Source organism: Hahella chejuensis KCTC 2396, assembly GCF_000012985.1.
Taxonomy (GTDB): domain Bacteria; phylum Pseudomonadota; class Gammaproteobacteria; order Pseudomonadales; family Oleiphilaceae; genus Hahella; species Hahella chejuensis.
This window is the reverse complement of sequence record NC_007645.1, coordinates 5,979,192-5,997,413: the sequence shown is the minus strand read 5'-3', so window position 1 is coordinate 5,997,413 and position 18,222 is coordinate 5,979,192. Positions and strand designations below refer to the sequence as shown.

Below are 18,222 nucleotides of genomic sequence, written 5' to 3'. Positions count from 1 at the left end.
AAATGATAAAACAGCGCACACTTAAAAACATCATCCGGGCCACTGGTGTGGGTCTGCATTCAGGGGAAAAGGTCTACCTGACCCTGAAGCCGGCCCCGGTGGACACGGGTGTTGTATTCTGCCGTACAGATCTCGATCCTATCGTGGAAATCCCGGCGCGTGCTGAGAACGTAGGCGAAACCCTTCTCTCTACGACTCTCGTAAAAAGTGGAGTAAAGATAGCAACTGTTGAGCATTTGCTGTCAGCTCTGGCCGGACTTGGTATCGATAACTGCTACGTTGAGTTGAGCGCAGCCGAAGTGCCTATTATGGATGGCAGCGCCGGTCCGTTTGTATTTCTGATTCAATCGGCGGGCATTGCTGAGCAGGACGCGCCCAAGAAATTCATTCGCATCAAGCGCGAAGTGACGGTAACTGACGAAGATAAGCGGGCTACCTTTGTGCCGTTCGACGGCTTCAAAGTGACTTTTAGCATAGACTTTGATCATCCCGTGATCAAAGGCCGCTCACAAGAGACAGTTATTGACTTCTCCAGCACTTCTTTCGTTAAGGAAGTAAGTCGCGCGCGGACATTCGGGTTCATGCGCGATATTGAAAAATTGCGTGCGATGAATCTAGCCTTGGGCGGTAGCATGGATAACGTTATTGTTGTCGATGACTTCAAGATTCTCAATGAAGACGGCTTGCGTTATGAAGACGAGTTCGTCAAGCACAAGGTGTTGGACGCCATCGGAGATCTATACCTGTTGGGTAACAGCCTGATCGGTGAGTTTAAAGGGCACAAGTCGGGTCACGGCTTAAATAACAAACTTCTTCGCGAACTCCTTTCCCAAAAGGATGCTTGGGAGGTTGTGACCTTTGAAGACGCCGGGGAAGCGCCTATTTCCTACCTGAAACCGGTGCTGGCCTGAGATTTCTAGTCCGCTGTGTGAGTTGAAAGAGCCTCCAGGGCTTTCTTTAACTCCGGATCGTCACAGAGCTGAGCTTCTTGTCTGAGAAGCTCGGCGTTCTTTTGCGAAATTGGTTTCGCCTTCCTTTTTGCCTTTGCTTTAACTTCCATTGGCTCCACGCGAATCTTGAACTGATAAGCGAAGTCGAAATCTTTATGTTTGCGTAGTTCCGGCAGGGATGTGTGTTGATTCATGCGCAACTGATTTGCGGTTGCGGCATCGGGGACGGTTACGCGAATAACGCCATCTTTAACTGACGATAGAGTCACCTTGTCACGTAATTGAGCAGGCAGGCATTGTGAGAATATCTGCTGTTGCTTATCCAGCTGCAGGGCTCGGTGAAAAAGAGACTCCAGCGTAGGGGAGGAAGACGACAGAATATCTCCCAGCTTTCTATCTCTGTCAGGCATAACAGTTAACCAAAGATTAAAGGTTCGTTACATTTGCAGACATCAACTATCACAACATCTGTTACAATTTACAAGTATAGTATTTTTAGATAACCTCCGTCGTTTATATAATTCAGGCAACTCAAAACCCTGGAAAAGCATGAATATTATCTTCCTGAGAGATGGACATGGTCAGTCACGCGCCCGTTCTATGGGCGCGCGCGCGGTTGTGCTGACGGTGGTCCTTGCGCTGTCTCTAGTGGCTGCGTTGCTGGCGGGGGCGTTTTGGCTGGGGCGGCAGTCCGCCGCATCTGACGCTTCCATTACTCCTGAGCTGGTTAAGACTTGGCAGGAGAATCTGAAACAACAGAAAGAAGAAATCCGCACGTATAAGTCACTCGCGCAGCAAAATATTGATGCGCTGACGCTGCGAATGGGAGAGTTGCAGGCGAGACTGTTGCGGCTTGATGCGCTTGGGCAACGTCTTACTGACGTAGCAGGTCTGGATGAAGGGGAGTTTGACTTCGAATCGTCACCCGCTTTAGGGGGGCCTGAAGAGCCTGCTTTAGAGCAATCGTTCTCTGTTCCCATGTTAACGCAAGTGCTCGAGTCTATTGAACAGCAAGCGGAGTCTCGTGAGCAGCAACTGCGTGTGATGGATGAACTGTTCGTTAATCAGCGCTTTCAGCGAGAGCAGTTTGTTGCAGGCCGTCCAATCAAGAAAGGTTGGTTGTCCTCTCATTATGGTTTCCGTTCAGACCCGTTCACTGGTAAGCGGGCGTGGCACTCCGGCGTAGACTTCGCAGGTAAAGAAGGCAGCGACATTGTTGCGGTTGCAGGTGGCGTTGTAACTCATTCAGAAGAGCGCTTCGGCTACGGCAATTTGGTTGAGGTCAACCATGGCGGGGGGCTTGTTACTCGTTACGCGCACTGCGCCAAACTTATGGTTAAAACCGGGGATGTGGTGCAAAAAGGCCAAGTCCTGGCGAAGATGGGTAGCACGGGACGCTCCACAGGTCCACACGTACACTTCGAAGTGCTTCAGGATGGGCGCTCCGCAAATCCCACAAAATTTATTCATCGCGCAAGCCGGTAACACTTTTAAAGGTCTTAACTGAACTCTGGTTGAGGCCTTGTTATTACTGACTTTTCCGTGCTTTTTATCTGGCCGTATAACGGCGTCTCTATTCCCACTCTGGGCGCATTGCTTGTTACTAGGGGTAACAAGTGTGTACTAATCCCTTTATTGCTGTAACAAATTGAGGTTAGAATGCGGAGCTTGGAATTACGCTCCCGCTGAATTTTTATCTCCTTCGGCAAGGTGGCTCCAAATCCATAAAGTAACGAGTAAGCGATTCCGCCACGAGCGGAGCCTCCATAAACGCTTCAAAGAGACAGGTAATTTCGTTAGTTATGTTTTCATCTATCGCCAGGAAAATTTTCGGCAGCAAAAATGCCCGCGAAATTAAGCGCATGGGCAAAGTTGTCAAACGCATCAACGAACTGGAAGAGTCAATCAGCGCATTAGACGAAGCCGCTCTCAAAGCAAAAACGCAGGAGTTTCGCTCTCGACTTGAAAAGGGAGAAACGCTTGAGCAACTGTTGCCAGAAGCATTTGCGGTAGCGCGCGAGGCAGGCAAGCGCGTGATGGGCATGCGCCATTTCGATGTTCAGTTGATCGGCGGTATGGTGCTGCATGAAGGCAAAATTGCGGAGATGCGTACCGGGGAAGGTAAGACGCTGGTCGCGACGCTTCCCGTGTACTTGAATGCACTGTCTGGAAAAGGCGTACACGTCGTCACCGTAAACGATTATCTGGCGCGTCGTGATGCAGACTGGATGAGGCCTTTGTACGAATATCTGGGATTAAGCGTTGGCGTTGTAGTGAGTGGACAGGACGGCGAAACCAAGCGCGCTGCGTATGCATCAGACATTACTTACGGAACCAATAACGAATTCGGTTTTGATTACCTCCGTGACAACATGGCGTTCAGCCTGACGGACAAAGCGCAACGAGGACAGCATTTTGCGATTGTCGACGAGGTTGACTCAATCCTGATAGACGAGGCGCGGACGCCTTTGATTATCAGTGGGCCGGCGGAAGACAGTTCTGAGCTGTATAGAAAGATCAACGAACTGGTTCCTCAGCTCAAGAAAGGAGAGCCGCCAGAGGAAGGACAACCTGTAGACGGTCACTTCACTGTTGATGAGAAAAGTCGCTCCGTGGAGTTGTCGGAGTCAGGCCATACCTACGTGGAGGAGCTGTTAACCAAAAATGGTTTGCTGGAAGAGGGCGACAGTCTTTACGCCGCCACTAACCTGGGTTTGCTGCACCACATTAGCTCTGCGCTACGCGCTCACCATTTATATAGTAAAGACGTTGACTATATTGTGCAGAACGGCCAAGTGGTGATTGTCGACGAACATACAGGAAGAACGATGCCAGGCCGTCGCTGGGGCGAAGGTTTGCATCAGGCGATTGAAGCGAAAGAGCGCATCAAGATCCAGGCTGAAAGTCAGACGCTTGCTTCCACCACCTTCCAGAACTACTTCCGTCTTTACGAAAAGCTCGCCGGTATGACCGGTACTGCTGACACGGAAGCTTTTGAGTTCCGCCAGATTTATGGCTTGGACGTCATTGTCATCCCAACTAATAAGCCGATTAAGCGTATCGATTACAATGACTTGGTTTACCTGTCCGTGGATGAGAAGTTCCAGGCGGTTATTGATGATATCAAGGACACTGTGACGCAAAACCGTCCGGTTCTGGTTGGTACGGCCTCTATCGAGGCGTCTGAGTATTTGTCGGCAATGCTGAAAAAAGAGGGCATTGCTCACAACGTGTTGAACGCCAAGCAGCACGAGCGTGAAGCGCATGTTATTGCGCAAGCGGGTCGTCCTGGCGCAGTCACCATCGCTACTAACATGGCGGGTCGCGGGACGGACATAGTCTTGGGCGGAAACTGGGAGGCCGACGTCGCTGAGTTGGAAGATCCAACACCAGAACAAATCGCTAAAATCAAAGCTGATTGGCAGAAGCGACATGATCAGGTAATCGCTGCAGGTGGTCTGCATGTCGTTGGTTCTGAGCGCCATGAGTCTCGCCGTATTGATAACCAGCTACGAGGTCGTTCGGGGCGTCAAGGCGATCCTGGTTCAACTCGTTTTTACTTGTCTTTGGAAGATAACCTGATGCGTATTTTCGCCTCTGACCGGGTGAAAAATATTATGCAGGCATTGGGAATGCAGAAGGGCGAGGCGATTGAGCACCGCATGGTGAGCAACGCGATTGAAAAAGCTCAGCGTAAAGTGGAAGGCCGCAACTTCGATATTCGTAAATCGCTGCTTGAATATGACGACGTGGCTAACGATCAGCGTCATGTGGTTTACGAACAACGTAATGAAATCATGGCGACCGATGATATCTCGGAAATGATCGACGCAATCCGGGGCGATGTGGTCAGCGCTACAGTCAGCCAGTTTATCCCGCCGCAAAGTATTGCCGAACAGTGGAATGTTCCGGGGCTGGAAAAGCAACTGGAGTCGGATTTCGGCGTTGATTTGCCTGTGCAGCAATGGCTGGACGAGGACAAGCGTCTGCATGAAGAGACCTTGCGCGAGAAAATTCTACAGGCGGTAGTCGATTCTTACCGCGAGAAAGAAGAAGTGGTTGGCGCATCCGTTATGCGCAACTTTGAGAAACAGGTGTTCTTACAAGTCCTGGATACCTTGTGGAAAGAGCACCTTTCCAATATGGACCTGCTGCGCATGGGGATTCACTTGCGTGGTTACGCGCAGAAAAACCCCAAACAGGAATATAAGCGTGAAGCGTTTGAACTGTTCCAGAACATGCTGGATACCATCAAGCATGATGTGGTCCGAGTTATTTGTCATGTAAGAGTTCAAAAACAGGAAGAAATGGAAGAGTTGGAGCGTCGTCGTCGCGAAGCGCTCGCGCAGCAAATGCAACGCGCCCAGGCGACTCACCCCGAAGCGACTGAAGAAGATTCTGATGCGGAAGAGCAAGCTGAGGGCTCTGATGCGCCTTATGTCCGCGACCACAAGAAAGTGGGTCGTAATGAACCTTGCCCTTGTGGTTCCGGCAAGAAGTACAAACAGTGTCATGGTCGCCTGGAGTAATTGAGATGGCTGTGGGGCACGCGCCTTTACCCAACTTTCACCCTATTGCGGGCGTTCGCATTGGGGTTGGGTCCGCAGGAATTAAAAAGCCGGGACGTAAAGACTTAGTGGTGTTTGAGCTATGTGAAGGGGCGCAAACCACCGCTGTTTTCACAAGCAATGCTTTTTGCGCCGCTCCTGTGATGCTGGCGAAGCGTCACTTGGCTGAGAGCGCGCCTCGTTATTTGTTAATCAACACTGGTAACGCCAACGCGGGCACTGGTCGGCAAGGCCTGGATAACGCCATGCGATGCTGCGAGACGCTAGCGCAACTTGGCGCAGTGGCGTCCGAGCAAGTGTTGCCATTTTCCACAGGAGTCATTGGCGAGCCGCTGCCGGTAGATAAAATCGTAGCAGGGCTGCCCAGCGCTCTGGGTAATCTCAGTGACAACGCCTGGGCTGAAGCCGCCCAAGGCATAATGACAACAGATACCCGTCCCAAAGGCGCCACAATGCGTCTTGATATTGATGGCGTTGCTGTTCATATCAGTGGCGTCAGTAAAGGCGCGGGGATGATCAAGCCGAATATGGCCACAATGCTGGGCTTTGTAGCGACGGATGCGGATATCGAGCCGGAGTTGTTGCAGCGTATGCTGACTGCTGCGGCTAATAAGTCCTTCAACCGCATCACCGTGGATGGAGATACTTCCACTAATGACGCTTGCGTGCTGGTGGCGACAGGACGCTCCGGAACTCCCAAATTTACTCAGGATAATGCTGAGCTGTGGCGACCGTTCCAGGAAGCGCTGGATGGTCTGATGCAACAGCTCGCCCATGCTATTGTGAGAGATGCGGAAGGCGCCACCAAATTCGTTGCAGTCAATGTTCAGGGGGCGGCTGTGCTTAGTGAGGCGCTTGATGTCGCATACACCATCGCCCACTCTCCATTGGTTAAGACGGCATTATTCGCCAGCGACCCTAATTGGGGGCGGATTCTGGCTGCGGTTGGGCGTGCAGGCCTGCAGAACCTGGAGGTCGAACGCATCAATATCTATCTTAATGAAGTATGTATTGTTGAGGGCGGCGCGAGGGCGGCTTCTTATACGGAAGAGGCTGGACAAGCGGTAATGGACCTTGAAGAAATTACTATTCGCGTCGATCTGGGCCGCGGAGAAGTGGAAGACACCGTCTGGACCTGCGATTTCTCCCATGAATATGTCACTATCAATGCTGAATATCGCACTTGATAGCTGTTGCGGAGACGGAGAATGAAGGCTGTTCATGTCGCTGTTGCGGTGATTCTCGACCAACATAATAAAGTGTTGGTGGCCCGCAGGCCCGAGCATTTGCACCAAGGGGGGCTGTTAGAGTTTCCTGGAGGTAAAGTCGAGCCCGGTGAAACGGTCTTGGCGGCGCTGCAGCGTGAACTTTTTGAGGAAGTTGGCGTCCAATTGGATATATCTGAGGACGCAACGCACCCTTTGATTCAAATAGAGCATCACTATCCTGATAAACATGTATTGCTGGATGTGTGGCGCGTATCTCGATTCTCTGGCGAAGCGCAAGGCCGTGAAGGCCAGTTTGTGGCTTGGCTGGATCTGAATGAGCTTGATCCTGAGGCGTTTCCCGCCGCTAATCGTGAGATCATCGCGGCGCTGCGGCAAGCCAATTAATGACCTGAGTGAGGAGTGCGGATGGCTGAACTCACCCATCTTGATGACAAGGGCGCAGCGCACATGGTGGACGTTTCCGATAAGGAGACGACCACCCGGGTGGCGCGTGCGGAAGCATTAATTCGTATGCAGCCGGAAACTCTGGCCATGATTACCGAAGGTCGCCACAAGAAAGGCGATGTCTTCGCCGTTGCTCGCATCGCCGGTATCCAGGCCGCGAAAAAAACCTCTGACCTGATTCCTCTCTGCCACAGTCTTAATCTGACTTCAGTGAAAGTAAATCTGGAAGCGGATGCAAACGCTTCTGTCGTACGCATTGAAGCGATATGTAAGCTTGATGCGAAGACTGGTGTGGAGATGGAGGCGCTGACAGCCGCCAGCGTGGCTGCGTTAACCCTTTATGACATGTGCAAAGCCGTGGATAAAGGGATGGTGATTGAATCAGTGCGTTTGCTGGAGAAACAGGGCGGACGCAGCGGGCATTGGCAGGTTCAGGAGTAAGCAATGATTAAGGTATTGTTTTTCGCGAAACTGCGGGAACAGGTTGGTTGTACTGAGATGGAGCTTCCTGCGTTGGGGGCGGAAAGCAGTGTGGCCGCGTTGTTGGATGCAGTAATAGCGGAGCTGCCGAGTGCAGAGTCCGCATTGAAGCAGGGAAATGTCCTGGCGGCGATTAACCAAGAAATGGCGCCGCTGACTGCGACTGTTGTGGATGGCGATGAAGTTGCATTCTTTCCGCCAGTAACCGGCGGGTGAGGGCGCGTCGTTAGTAGTTCGTCGCCAGCTTGGGCCGGGTTTGTTTCGGCAAAGAAGGTGGCGTATAAATGGAGTTAGTAGTTATTGAGGGGGAGTCGTCTCGCTATGTCTTCAGCCCGCCTGATTGACCGATTTGGCCGTGAAGTAAATTACGTGCGGCTGTCTGTAACCGACCGCTGTGACTTCCGTTGTGTGTATTGCATGGCGGAGGACATGACCTTCCTTCCCCGTGAGCAAATCCTTTCGTTGGAAGAACTCTATGAAGTCGGCAAGGCTTTTGTCGAGCTTGGCGTTCACAAACTACGGCTGACGGGAGGAGAGCCGCTTGTACGTCGAAATATCTTGGAGCTGGTGGATAAACTTGGGCGCTTGCAGGGACTGCATGAGCTAACCCTGACCACCAATGGTTCTCAGCTGGTCAGAATGGCGAAGGACCTGCGTAAAGCCGGCGTCAAGCGCATTAACGTCAGCCTCGACAGCCTCAATGCCGATCGTTTCAAGGAATTGACCCGCACCGGGGACCTGCAGCAGGTGTTGGCGGGAATTGAAGCCGCCAAAACCGCCGGCATAGAGAGAATCAAGCTTAACGCAGTGGTTTTGCGCGGGCGAAATGAAGACGAGGTCATGGACCTGGTGCGATATGCGCGAGCGCAGAAGCTGGACATTTCTTTTATTGAAGAAATGCCGCTGGGCGCAATCACTGAGCATAATCGACAACTTTCATTTGTCTCCAGTGCTGAATTACGTGAGCGCATAAGTCTGGATTACGAATTGCTTCCCTGCAGTGAGAATACAGGGGGCCCTTCTCGTTACTACCGAATGTCCGACAGCGCATCCAGAATTGGCTTTATTTCTCCTCATAGCCATAACTTCTGCCATTTATGCAACCGGGTGCGAGTGACGGTGGAAGGGCGCTTGCTGTTGTGCCTGGGTAATGAGCATTCCGTCGATTTGCGTGAAGTATTGCGCGGCAGACCCGAACAGTTACGGCAGGCAATCGTCGACGCGATGGCGATTAAGCCGGAGCGGCACTACTTTGATCTTGAAGAAGAACCTCAGATCGTACGCTTTATGAATATGACTGGCGGTTGACGCCAGTCCTGTGTGGCGAACCATTAGCGTAACTTATTGACGCCATAGGTTGCGCCCATGAGTCTAAGTGTTGGGGTGGGACGACGCATCTGATAGAATTTCCGCCCCGCCAAGTTTTAGAGAGAGTATCGAGTGTCTGTCACCTATGTCGCCAGTTGCAAACTGCCAACTCCTTTTGGTGTATTCGACATGCACGGATTTCAGGAAGTGGGTACGCAAAAAGAACATATAGCCCTGACATTGGGAGACATTGGCGACGGAGCGTCGGTGCTGGCGCGCACGCATTCCGAGTGCCTGACCGGAGACGCGTTGTTCAGCATGCGTTGCGATTGCGGCTACCAGTTAGATGAGGCTTTGCGCAGCATTGCAGCGGAAGGACGCGGAATTCTGTTATATCTGCGTCAGGAAGGCCGTGGCATTGGCTTATTGAATAAAATTCGCGCCTACAATCTGCAGGATCAGGGCGCTGATACGGTGGAAGCCAATGAGCAGCTGGGGTTTGCGGCGGATATGCGCGACTATAGTATGTGTAAACCCATGTTGTACCACTTGGGCATCAGTCGTATTCGTTTGATGACGAATAACCCGCGCAAAGTTGATTCACTGACGAAGCTGGGTATTGAGGTCGTTGAAAGAGTGCCTCTGGAAGTGGGGAGAAATCCTCATAATCGCAACTACCTGGCCACTAAAGCTGGCAAGTTGGGGCATTTGCTGACGACACACCAAGACGATGATTATGTTGTCGCTGCGAAGTAATAGAGTCGAGAATTAAAACAGAACTCAGGATTGTCCTGGGAAAGGTTAAACGGGGCGCAAACTGCGCCCCGTTTGCGTTTTCAGGCGCTAGTGCCGGTCTTGGGCGACGCCAGGTTCAAACTCTTTAGGCGCTTTTTGATTGCGTTGGCGATGCCTTGGGCGTCCAAACCGACTTCTTTATGCAGTTCGGCTGGCTTGCCGTGTTCGATGAATTCATCAGGAAGACCCAGTTGCAACACGGGCATGGCGATGCCCTGGGAAGCGAGAAATTCAATCACGCCGCTACCCGCGCCGCCAAGTATGCAGTTCTCCTCCAGCGTCACCAGAAGGTCATGACTTCCCGCCATTTCCAGAATCATATTTTGATCCAGGGGCTTGATGAATCGCATATCTACGACGGTGAAATTACTCTCTTCCGCCACGCCCAAGGCCGCAGGCAACAAGGCGCCGAAGTTCAAAATGACAGTCTGCGCGCCGCGGCGGCGCAGGTTGGCTTTCCCAATCTCCAAGGATTCCAATCCTGGGCTGATGTCGGCGCCTGGTCCGTTGCCTCTTGGGTAGCGGACTGCAGCAGGGCCTGTGTATTGGTATCCCGTGGTTAGCATTTTACGGGTTTCATCTTCATCCGAAGGCGCCATGATCAGCATATTGGGGATGCAGCGCAGAAAGGTAAGATCGAAACTGCCTGCATGGGTAGGACCGTCTTCGCCGACCAGGCCAGCACGGTCGATGGCGAAAAGCACATCCAGGTTCTGGATTGCGACATCGTGGATGAGTTGATCATACGCCCGCTGAAGGAAAGTGGAGTAAATAGCCACTACCGGCTTGGCGCCATCGCAGGCCAGGCCTGCAGCTAATGTCACTGCATGCTGCTCTGCGATGGCGACATCGTAATAACGCTCCGGAAAACGTTTGGAAAACTCAATAAGATCGGAGCCCTCACACATGGCGGGAGTGATGCCTACTAAGCTGGCGTCCTGTTCCGCCATGTCGCACAACCACTGACCAAAAATATTGGAGTAACGCGGCTTTTTAGGCGCTTTGGCGGTGTCTTGCACCTTGGGCTTGGGTTCAATTTTATTGATGGCGTGATAGCCTATTGGGTCGCTTTCCGCATGGGCGAAGCCTTTGCCCTTTTTCGTGACGACATGCAGGAACTGCGGTCCGTTCAGCTCCTTGATGTTGTTCAGGGTCTCAACCAAACGAGGCAAATCGTGGCCGTCAATGGGGCCGATGTAGTTGAAGCCCAACTCTTCGAACAGGGTGCCGGGAGCGACCATGCCTTTGAAGTGTTCTTCCGTCTTGCGCGCCAGCTCCATGAGGCTTGGCGCTCCCTGCAGGACGCGCTTGCCGCTGTCGCGCATCTGGTTGTAGGTCTTGCTCGCCAGAAGGCGGGCGAAGTAGTTGGATAAACCGCCGACATTGCGAGAAATAGACATGTCATTGTCGTTCAGAATCACCAGCAGGTCCGCCTTGGTGTCGGCGGCGTGATTCAAGGCTTCGAACGCCATACCAGCGGTCATGGCGCCGTCGCCGATAACAGCGATGGCTTTTCGCGGCTGGTTCTGCAAGCGGGCGGCGATAGCCATGCCCAGCGCGGCGCTGATGGAGGTGCTGGAGTGGCCGACGCCAAAGGTATCGTAAGGGCTTTCCTCGCGGCGGGGAAAAGCGGCGAGACCGTCCTTTTGCCGAATAGTGAGCATTTGCTCACGGCGGCCGGTAAGAATTTTGTGGGGATAAGCTTGATGCCCCACATCCCAAACCAGTCGGTCCTCCGGTGTGTTGAAGGCGTAGTGCAAAGCTACGGTTAACTCCACTACACCCAGGCCCGCGCCAAAGTGGCCGCCGGATTGGCCTACGCTGTACAGCAAAAATGCACGTAGTTCGTGCGCCAACTGCAGGAGTTCGGCTTCATTGAGAAGGCGCAGCTGGGCCGGAGAGTCGATTTTGTCGAGCAACGGCGTATTGGGCCGATGCACTGGAATTTCTTGAAATACGTATGGTTTTTGCATTCTTGCAGTTGTAGTCGCTCGGTTCTAAGGGATTAGCCGCCGGATCATAAGCCTCGGACGCAAAAAAAATTGCCTATAAAAGCAATCGGCCATTATAAGCGATGTTGGGTTGGAGAACACGGGCAATTGGCGATCAATGCGTGCGCTCTATCATGAAGCTGGCAAGATCCTGCAACCGGGAGTTCTGTAATCCCAACGCCTGCAACTGGCTGAGAGCTTCGTTATGCAGTTGGAGCGCTTTTAGCTTCGCTTGTTCAAGGCCCAATAGTGACGTGTACGTAGGTTTGTTGCGCTCGGCGTCCTTCCCGGCGGTTTTGCCCAGCACACTGGTGTCGCTTTCTACATCTATGATGTCGTCACGGACCTGGAACGCCAAACCAATAGCGCGAGCGAAACGGCGTAAGCCTTCTATGCATTCAGCGTCAGCCCGTCCGCTGGCCAAGGCGCCCAGTACGATGCTGGCTTCAATCAGCGCGCCGGTTTTTTCTAAATGCATGCGCTCCAACTCTTCAAGCTTGAGCGTATGGCCTTCTGAGTAAATATCGATAGCCTGTCCGCCTACCATGCCCTGATGTCCGCTGGCGCGAGCGAGTTCCCGCACCATTTGCAGCACGCTTTCCGCTGAGGCGCCGGAGGATTCGGTTAAAGCGCTGAACGCCAGAGTTTGCAGGCCATCCCCGACCAGGATGGCGGTGGCTTCATCATAAGCGATATGACAGGTGGGTTTGCCCCGGCGCAGGGAGTCGTCATCCATAGCGGGCAAGTCGTCATGCACCAAAGAGTAAGCGTGGATCAGTTCTACCGCGCAGCAGGCGGGCAGCGCCTGTTGCAGATCGCCGCCCAGGGCTTCCGTAGTGGCGAGCAGCAATAAAGGACGCACTCGTTTGCCGCCGTTAAGCACGCAATACCCCATGGCCTCATTCAGCCTGGCCTTGGGGCCTTCCGGCTCGGGAAGCAGATTGGCTAGGGCTTGGTCAATTTGGGCGCGGTTACGCTGGAAAAAATCGTCGAGAGAATCAGTCTTCGGCGTCATTCTGGTCAAAAGGCTTGGTTAGCGGGGTTCCGCGCTCTTCAATTAACTGTTGAACCTTTTGTTCCGCAGTTTGCAAGGCGGTTTGGCAATGGCGAGTGAGTTGGACGCCTTCTTCAAAAGCGACCAGAGCTTCTTCCAGTTTAAGATCGCCTTGCTCCAGCTTTCTCACCAGGGTTTCCAGACGCTGTAACGCATCTTCAAAATCGGGTGTGGAGCCGCTGGCGGACTGGCTGACATCAGAGTTGGCGTTTTTTTCAGTCATCGTATTCTTATGCCGGGTTTTAGCGCAGAGCCACCCTACCTGAGAGCGTCGTCAGGGTCAATCTGTCGCCGTTAAAATTCAGCCGGGCTCCGCTTGACAGGCGTCTCCTTCACCAAACTAACACCCGGATAAGTCAGCAGTTTTTAAATTCCCTGTCTATACTTTTGGGGAAGCCCGGCGCGGCCTGTTCTTGCGTCGGCGTCCTCTGGGTTTATTCTGTACTGTCCACCCGTAAAGGAGCGCTTTGTGGATTTAGCTACGCTTTTGGGCCTCATTGGCGGTTTGGCTATCGTTACGATGGCGATGATGTTAGGCGGCTCAATTGGAATGTTTGTTGATGTGCCGTCGCTGCTTATCGTATTTGGCGGCACACTCTTGGTTGTTTTGATGAAGTTCTCTCTCGGTCAGTTCCTGAGCGCTGGCAAGGTGGCGGCCAAGGCCTTTATGTTCAAGCTGGATAAGCCCGAAGAATTAATTGAACAGGTCGTTGAGCTGGCTGATGCAGCCAGAAAAGGCGGCCTGCTCTCCCTGGAAGGTAAAGAAATTCCCAACGCATTCCTGTCTAAAGGAATACAGCTGTTGATTGACGGCCATGACGGCGATGTCGTCAAAGCGCTGCTGACCAAGGACCGTAATCTCACTGTAGACAGACACAAGCAAGGATCTTCCGTGTTCGGAGCAATGGGAGATGTTGCTCCCGCAATGGGTATGATAGGGACGCTGATCGGTCTGGTGGCGATGCTGTCGAATATGGATGATCCAAAGTCCATTGGACCTGCGATGGCTGTGGCGCTGCTGACCACGTTATATGGCGCCATGTTGGCGAATATGATAGCTATTCCGGTGGCGGATAAATTGAAACTGAGAATGGGAGAGGAAGAGCAGATCAAATCCATGATCATCGACGCTCTATTGGCGATTCAGGCGGGACAGAACCCACGTGTGATTGAAACCATGCTGCGCACCTATCTGCCTGAAGGTAAACGTCAGACTGAAGAAGCCTGACGGGAGTTGCGCCAATGAGTGACGAAGAAGAGCAAAAATGCGAATGTCCTCCCGGGCTGCCCGCCTGGATGGCGACATTCGCCGATTTGATGTCCTTGCTGATGTGTTTCTTTGTGCTGCTGTTGTCTTTCTCAGAGATGGACGCGCTCAAGTTCAAGAGGCTGGCGGGCTCCATGCGGGAAGCCTTCGGCGTGCAGGCTATCGTCAATGTGGACAGCATTCCCAAAGGGACCAGCATCATCGCCCAGGAATTCAGTCCTGGTAAACCTGATCCAACTCCACTGCAGACTATCATGCAGCAAACCGAAATGGATTTGCCCAATCTGGAGCAGCTCTGCGAGCAACAGGTGGCGGACGCACTACAGGAAGAATGCCCGAAGGTTCAAGGAGAAGAACTTAGCGACATTGTGTTGGAAAAGATCAAGATGTTGGTGGAGGAGACGGAGAACGACGCCATTACCCTGGCTTCCGCATTGGAGTCGGAAGTCCGCAACAATCAAGTGGAAGTGGAAACCCGGGGGCGCAAGATTGTCATCCGCGTGCAGGAAAAAGGCTCGTTCAGTAGCGGCTCCGCGGATTTGAATCCTGAGTTTTATCCCGTGATAGACAAGCTGGTGGAATTGCTCAAGTCCATGGAAGGGAGTATCTCCGTGGAAGGGCATTCAGACAGTATTCCCATTCGCACAGCCCGGTTTCGTTCCAACTGGGATCTCTCCGCGGCACGGGCGCTGGAAGTAGCCCATGCATTGTTTGAGTCGGGAGAACTGGAGCCCTCCCGTTTCAGCATCGCCGGTTACGCGGATACCAAGCCCCTGGCGCCGAACGATTCGGCGGAAAACCGCGCCCGCAATCGACGGGTGGAAATTATATTGCAACAACCTCTGGATGATGAGACCAAGAAAGAGATCCAAAAGGCGAGAGACGTCGCCCCTGGTATTCTGCCCAGCGATCAATCTGAGGAATGGCAAGGCTTGGCTCCGGACGAAATATTCTGATTTGGCGACTTGCTGAACGGTTCGCATTAGACCGGGTGAGAGCGTATAAATAGAAAGAGACATGATGGGAGCAGAGTAGCAGGACGCGCATGAGAATATTGGCGTATGAGCGCGGGTGAGAATCTATGTCTGAGTTAGCTGAAAGACGTCGCTTCTTTCGAATTAGCGATACAGTAGGTTTGGCGTATCGGGTGTTGCAGCGAGGGGAGGCCACGGAGAAAGAGTCATCGGCATCCCATGTTAGTTCGGCTTCTTTGCTGACTTTGGAGAATGATATCTCCAAAGCGCTGGAGAGCATGCGGGCGGCGAACGCCGGCTTGGCTCACATGCTTGAGCTGTTCAACCGCAAGATCAACCTGGCGCTTACTCTGGAGAGCCGCAACGATGGCGTCTGGTCAGAACCCCGGCGGGCCAGACGGGTCAATCTCAGCGCCTGCGGAATCGCTTTTCCTGTGGATGATCGCCTGGACGTCGGCGTGACATTGCAACTCCATATGATCTTATATCCCAGCAATATCTCCATGTCCCTGCGTGCGCTCGTTATCGCCTGCGACAAGCCCAGAGCGGACGATGAGGACAAAGACGGCTTTATCCTGCGAGCGGACTTTACGGACATTGAAGAGCAGAATCAGGAAATCCTGATTCAGCATGTCCTCAAGTGTCAGACCCGGCAACTGCGGGAGCGGCGAGAGGAGAAGGAAAAGAAAGACTGACCTCACTTTGATATACGCCCTTCTCGAATGTTTTTTCCCACATCTGCGTGACGCCGCTTGCATCATGCAGCAACAGCGTACTACTGCGGGTGCCGTAGTCCTTCGAGGTAATAAAAGCGGAAGAAAGCAACCGCTCCGCTTCAACGCCTACGCCGGTATCCGGCAGTAGATAGTCCGGCGCGGCGGCGTCATCCGCCAGTAACGCCCAGAGCTCATCCTGATTCGGCTCTGTCATTGCGGAGATGAACCGGCGTTTTCCCGCGGTCAATTTCGGCCATGGCGTATTCAATAATCCGTTGCTCAAACCGTACACCCCTGGCGTTAAGCGTTGATATTGAGGTTCTTTGCGATTACTGAAGTAAGCCAGAGTGGAGCCTGCAAGCATCATCAAGTTAAAGCCGCCGTAGGACTGGCTGGTCGGTTCCAAGGCGGCGGCGAAGTCACCCACGGATAATTCCGATTCCAGAAAGCTCCTGACCAGGGCCCCTCGGGATAGCTGCGCGGCTTCGCGGGGGCCGGAACGGTGATTGGTGACGGCGGCGAAACGACCGTTCGTCGTCGCGCCCATCCAGGTTCCGCCTTCCTGCAAGTCGCGTCCCGCATAGATGCGCGGGCGTTCAGGCCATTGCGTCAGAGGTTGGGTGGGACGGGCATAGAACTCATCGCGATTGGCGGCGACAATCAGCGGAAACCGGGGATTCGCTTGGTAAGCGACAAATAGTAGGCACATAGCTTGCTCCCAGACGTGCGTGGAATTGGAAAAGCACAGAGTCCTTAATTTATGTATCATACCACCTTCTTTATACGGGGCTCCGGGCGGAGTGGCCTGATCCTATTTTGGGGGCGAAATGGTATTCCTGGCGTATTTGGCATTGGGCGCGCTAGCGGGAGTGTTGGCCGGACTGTTCGGCATCGGCGGCGGATTGATTATTGTCCCCGCATTGATTTTCAGCTTCGAACTGCAGGGTGTGGCCCCAAGCGTCGCCACGCACTTGGCTGTCGGTACGTCACTGGCGACAATCATTTTCACTTCAATTAATTCGATTCGCGCGCACCACCAGAAGCAAGGGGTGAACTGGCGCGTATTTCGTCCCATGGCGGTGGGGCTGATGGTTGGCGCGGTGTTGGGCGCGCAGACGGCTTCGTTGATGCCGGCGGCGCAATTGAAGCTGGTAATCGGGATTTTCGCCATTACCATCGGCGTGCAGATGGCTCTGGCGCTGAAACCAAAGCCCCATCGAAGCCTGCCGGGGAGTGGCGTTCTGGTCGGCGTGGGCGGCGGTATCGGTTGGGCGTCCGCCATCTTCGGCATCGGCGGCGGTTCTCTGTCGGTGCCCTATCTGACATGGTGTAACGTGCGCATGCAACAGGCGGTGGGCACCTCCGCCGCCTGCGGTTTGCCGATTGCGTTAATGGGCGCCATTACTAATATCTGGGAAGGGTGGGGCGAAGCGGCGTTGCCGGAATATAGTCTGGGGTTTATCTACCTGCCTGCGCTGGCGGGCATTGCGATAACCAGCATGCCGTTCGCGAGCCTGGGCGCCAAGTTGGCTCATCGTCTGCCCGGAGACGTGCTTAAACGAATTTTCTCAGTGCTGCTGTTTATTGTGGGCGGCCGGTTTCTATATCAAGCGTGGGGACAATTGTGACAGAACGTTGGTTTGACTATCCGAATATCGACCCGGTGGCTTTTTCCGTTGGGCCGCTAAGCGTGCATTGGTATGGGTTGATGTACCTGCTGGGGTTCGCCGCAGCCTGGATGTTGGGAAAACACCGTTCGCATCAGCCGCATGCGCCTATGAAGGAGCAGCAGGTCGCTGACCTGATATTCTGGTGCGCGCTGGGTGTTGTGCTGGGTGGGCGCGTTGGCTATGTCATTTTCTATAATTTCGAGCAGTTTCTGGATGATCCTCTCTGGTTGTTTGAAGTCTGGACTGGCGGCATGTCATTCCACGGCGGACTGATCGGCGTCATTATCGCCATGTGGGTCTACGGTCGTTCATTGGGACTTTCATTCTTTCAGGTGGCGGATTTTGTCGCGCCGCTGGTGCCTATCGGTTTGGGCGCAGGGCGTTTGGGTAATTTTATCGGCGGTGAGTTATGGGGCAGGGCGTCTGATGTCCCCTGGGCCATGGTGTTTCCGCGCGATCCATCACACTTGGCGCGCCATCCCTCACAGCTTTATCAGTTCGCTCTGGAAGGCGTCGCCCTGTTTTTGATCCTGTGGTTCTATTCCGCCAAACCCCGCCCGCGCATGACCGTCTCCGGCCTGTTCCTGCTATGTTACGGCTGCTTCCGTTTCCTGGTGGAGTTTGTGCGCGAACCCGATGCGCAGTTAGGCTACCTTGCATGGGACTGGCTGACCATGGGGCAGGTATTATCAACCCCGATGATTGTGATTGGGGTGGCTTTCATTATTTATGGCCGCACCGTGTATGGGGCGGAAGCAAAAGCGGCGCGGAGTTAG

19 protein-coding genes are annotated in these 18,222 nt (G+C 53.5%); 14 read left to right on the top strand and 5 right to left on the bottom strand.

Translation table 11 applies throughout. The features are described 5' to 3' along the window. Positions 1–2 precede the first annotated feature (2 nt). Positions 3–911, top strand: coding sequence for a UDP-3-O-acyl-N-acetylglucosamine deacetylase (gene lpxC / locus HCH_RS26370; RefSeq protein WP_011399585.1), 909 nt, complete (start codon positions 3–5; stop codon positions 909–911). Between the two features lie 5 nt (positions 912–916). Here the strand turns inward: lpxC and HCH_RS26365 are convergent, their stop codons facing one another. After that, complete coding sequence (locus HCH_RS26365; RefSeq protein WP_011399584.1) at positions 917–1,360, bottom strand: DciA family protein; 444 nt, start codon at positions 1,358–1,360, stop codon at positions 917–919. 139 nt (positions 1,361–1,499) lie between these two features. Between HCH_RS26365 and HCH_RS26360 the strand changes: the two genes are divergently transcribed. The 8 genes from HCH_RS26360 (at position 1,500) to ribA (ending at position 9,735) form a co-directional block, all read left to right on the top strand. After that, positions 1,500–2,435 (top strand): M23 family metallopeptidase, encoded by a 936-nt coding sequence (locus HCH_RS26360; protein ID WP_011399583.1) that lies wholly within the window; start codon positions 1,500–1,502, stop codon positions 2,433–2,435. 317 nt (positions 2,436–2,752) lie between these two features. Then, a complete protein-coding gene (gene secA / locus HCH_RS26355; protein ID WP_011399582.1) occupies positions 2,753–5,479 on the top strand; it encodes a preprotein translocase subunit SecA in 2,727 nt (908 codons plus the stop codon). Between the two features lie 5 nt (positions 5,480–5,484). Further along, positions 5,485–6,705 (top strand): bifunctional glutamate N-acetyltransferase/amino-acid acetyltransferase ArgJ, encoded by a 1,221-nt coding sequence (gene argJ / locus HCH_RS26350; RefSeq protein WP_011399581.1) that lies wholly within the window; start codon positions 5,485–5,487, stop codon positions 6,703–6,705. A gap of 21 nt (positions 6,706–6,726) precedes the next feature. After that, entirely contained in the window at positions 6,727–7,131 is a 405-nt protein-coding gene (gene mutT, locus HCH_RS26345) for an 8-oxo-dGTP diphosphatase MutT (RefSeq protein ID WP_011399580.1), read from the top strand. Between the two features lie 21 nt (positions 7,132–7,152). Then, complete coding sequence (gene moaC, locus HCH_RS26340; RefSeq protein WP_011399579.1) at positions 7,153–7,632, top strand: cyclic pyranopterin monophosphate synthase MoaC; 480 nt, start codon at positions 7,153–7,155, stop codon at positions 7,630–7,632. A gap of 3 nt (positions 7,633–7,635) precedes the next feature. Next, positions 7,636–7,887, top strand: a complete 252-nt coding sequence (moaD, locus tag HCH_RS26335; RefSeq protein WP_011399578.1) for a molybdopterin converting factor subunit 1 — start codon at positions 7,636–7,638, stop codon at positions 7,885–7,887. Between the two features lie 105 nt (positions 7,888–7,992). After that, a complete protein-coding gene (gene moaA / locus HCH_RS26330; protein ID WP_011399577.1) occupies positions 7,993–8,979 on the top strand; it encodes a GTP 3',8-cyclase MoaA in 987 nt (328 codons plus the stop codon). Positions 8,980–9,111: 132 nt separating this feature from the next. Further along, positions 9,112–9,735 (top strand): GTP cyclohydrolase II, encoded by a 624-nt coding sequence (gene ribA / locus HCH_RS26325; RefSeq protein WP_011399576.1) that lies wholly within the window; start codon positions 9,112–9,114, stop codon positions 9,733–9,735. A gap of 80 nt (positions 9,736–9,815) precedes the next feature. Here the strand turns inward: ribA and dxs are convergent, their stop codons facing one another. The 3 genes from dxs to HCH_RS26310 form a co-directional block, all read right to left on the bottom strand. Further along, positions 9,816–11,747: a 1-deoxy-D-xylulose-5-phosphate synthase gene (dxs, locus tag HCH_RS26320; protein WP_011399575.1), complete on the bottom strand. Its 1,932-nt coding sequence runs from the start codon at positions 11,745–11,747 to the stop codon at positions 9,816–9,818. Between the two features lie 133 nt (positions 11,748–11,880). Then, positions 11,881–12,780, bottom strand: coding sequence for a polyprenyl synthetase family protein (locus tag HCH_RS26315; RefSeq protein WP_011399574.1), 900 nt, complete (start codon positions 12,778–12,780; stop codon positions 11,881–11,883). Then, complete coding sequence (locus HCH_RS26310) at positions 12,764–13,042, bottom strand: exodeoxyribonuclease VII small subunit (protein WP_011399573.1); 279 nt, start codon at positions 13,040–13,042, stop codon at positions 12,764–12,766. Before HCH_RS26310 ends, HCH_RS26315 begins: the two co-directional genes overlap by 17 nt. Positions 13,043–13,288: 246 nt before the next feature. Between HCH_RS26310 and pomA the strand changes: the two genes are divergently transcribed. The 3 genes from pomA (at position 13,289) to HCH_RS26295 (ending at position 15,755) form a co-directional block, all read left to right on the top strand. Beyond that, positions 13,289–14,047, top strand: coding sequence for a flagellar motor protein PomA (gene pomA, locus HCH_RS26305; protein WP_011399572.1), 759 nt, complete (start codon positions 13,289–13,291; stop codon positions 14,045–14,047). 14 nt (positions 14,048–14,061) lie between these two features. Further along, complete coding sequence (locus HCH_RS26300; protein ID WP_011399571.1) at positions 14,062–15,042, top strand: flagellar motor protein MotB; 981 nt, start codon at positions 14,062–14,064, stop codon at positions 15,040–15,042. Between the two features lie 125 nt (positions 15,043–15,167). Beyond that, entirely contained in the window at positions 15,168–15,755 is a 588-nt protein-coding gene (locus HCH_RS26295; RefSeq protein WP_011399570.1) for a PilZ domain-containing protein, read from the top strand. On the opposite strand, the gene HCH_RS26290 is transcribed toward HCH_RS26295, so the two are convergent. After that, positions 15,697–16,485, bottom strand: a complete 789-nt coding sequence (locus tag HCH_RS26290; protein WP_011399569.1) for an NRDE family protein — start codon at positions 16,483–16,485, stop codon at positions 15,697–15,699. The genes HCH_RS26295 and HCH_RS26290 overlap by 59 nt on opposite strands. A 118-nt stretch (positions 16,486–16,603) precedes the next feature. On the opposite strand from HCH_RS26290, the gene HCH_RS26285 reads away from it, so the two are divergent. Beyond that, entirely contained in the window at positions 16,604–17,404 is an 801-nt protein-coding gene (locus tag HCH_RS26285) for a sulfite exporter TauE/SafE family protein (RefSeq protein WP_011399568.1), read from the top strand. Next, positions 17,401–18,222: a prolipoprotein diacylglyceryl transferase gene (gene lgt, locus HCH_RS26280; RefSeq protein ID WP_011399567.1), complete on the top strand. Its 822-nt coding sequence runs from the start codon at positions 17,401–17,403 to the stop codon at positions 18,220–18,222. The genes HCH_RS26285 and lgt overlap by 4 nt, the downstream gene beginning before the upstream one ends.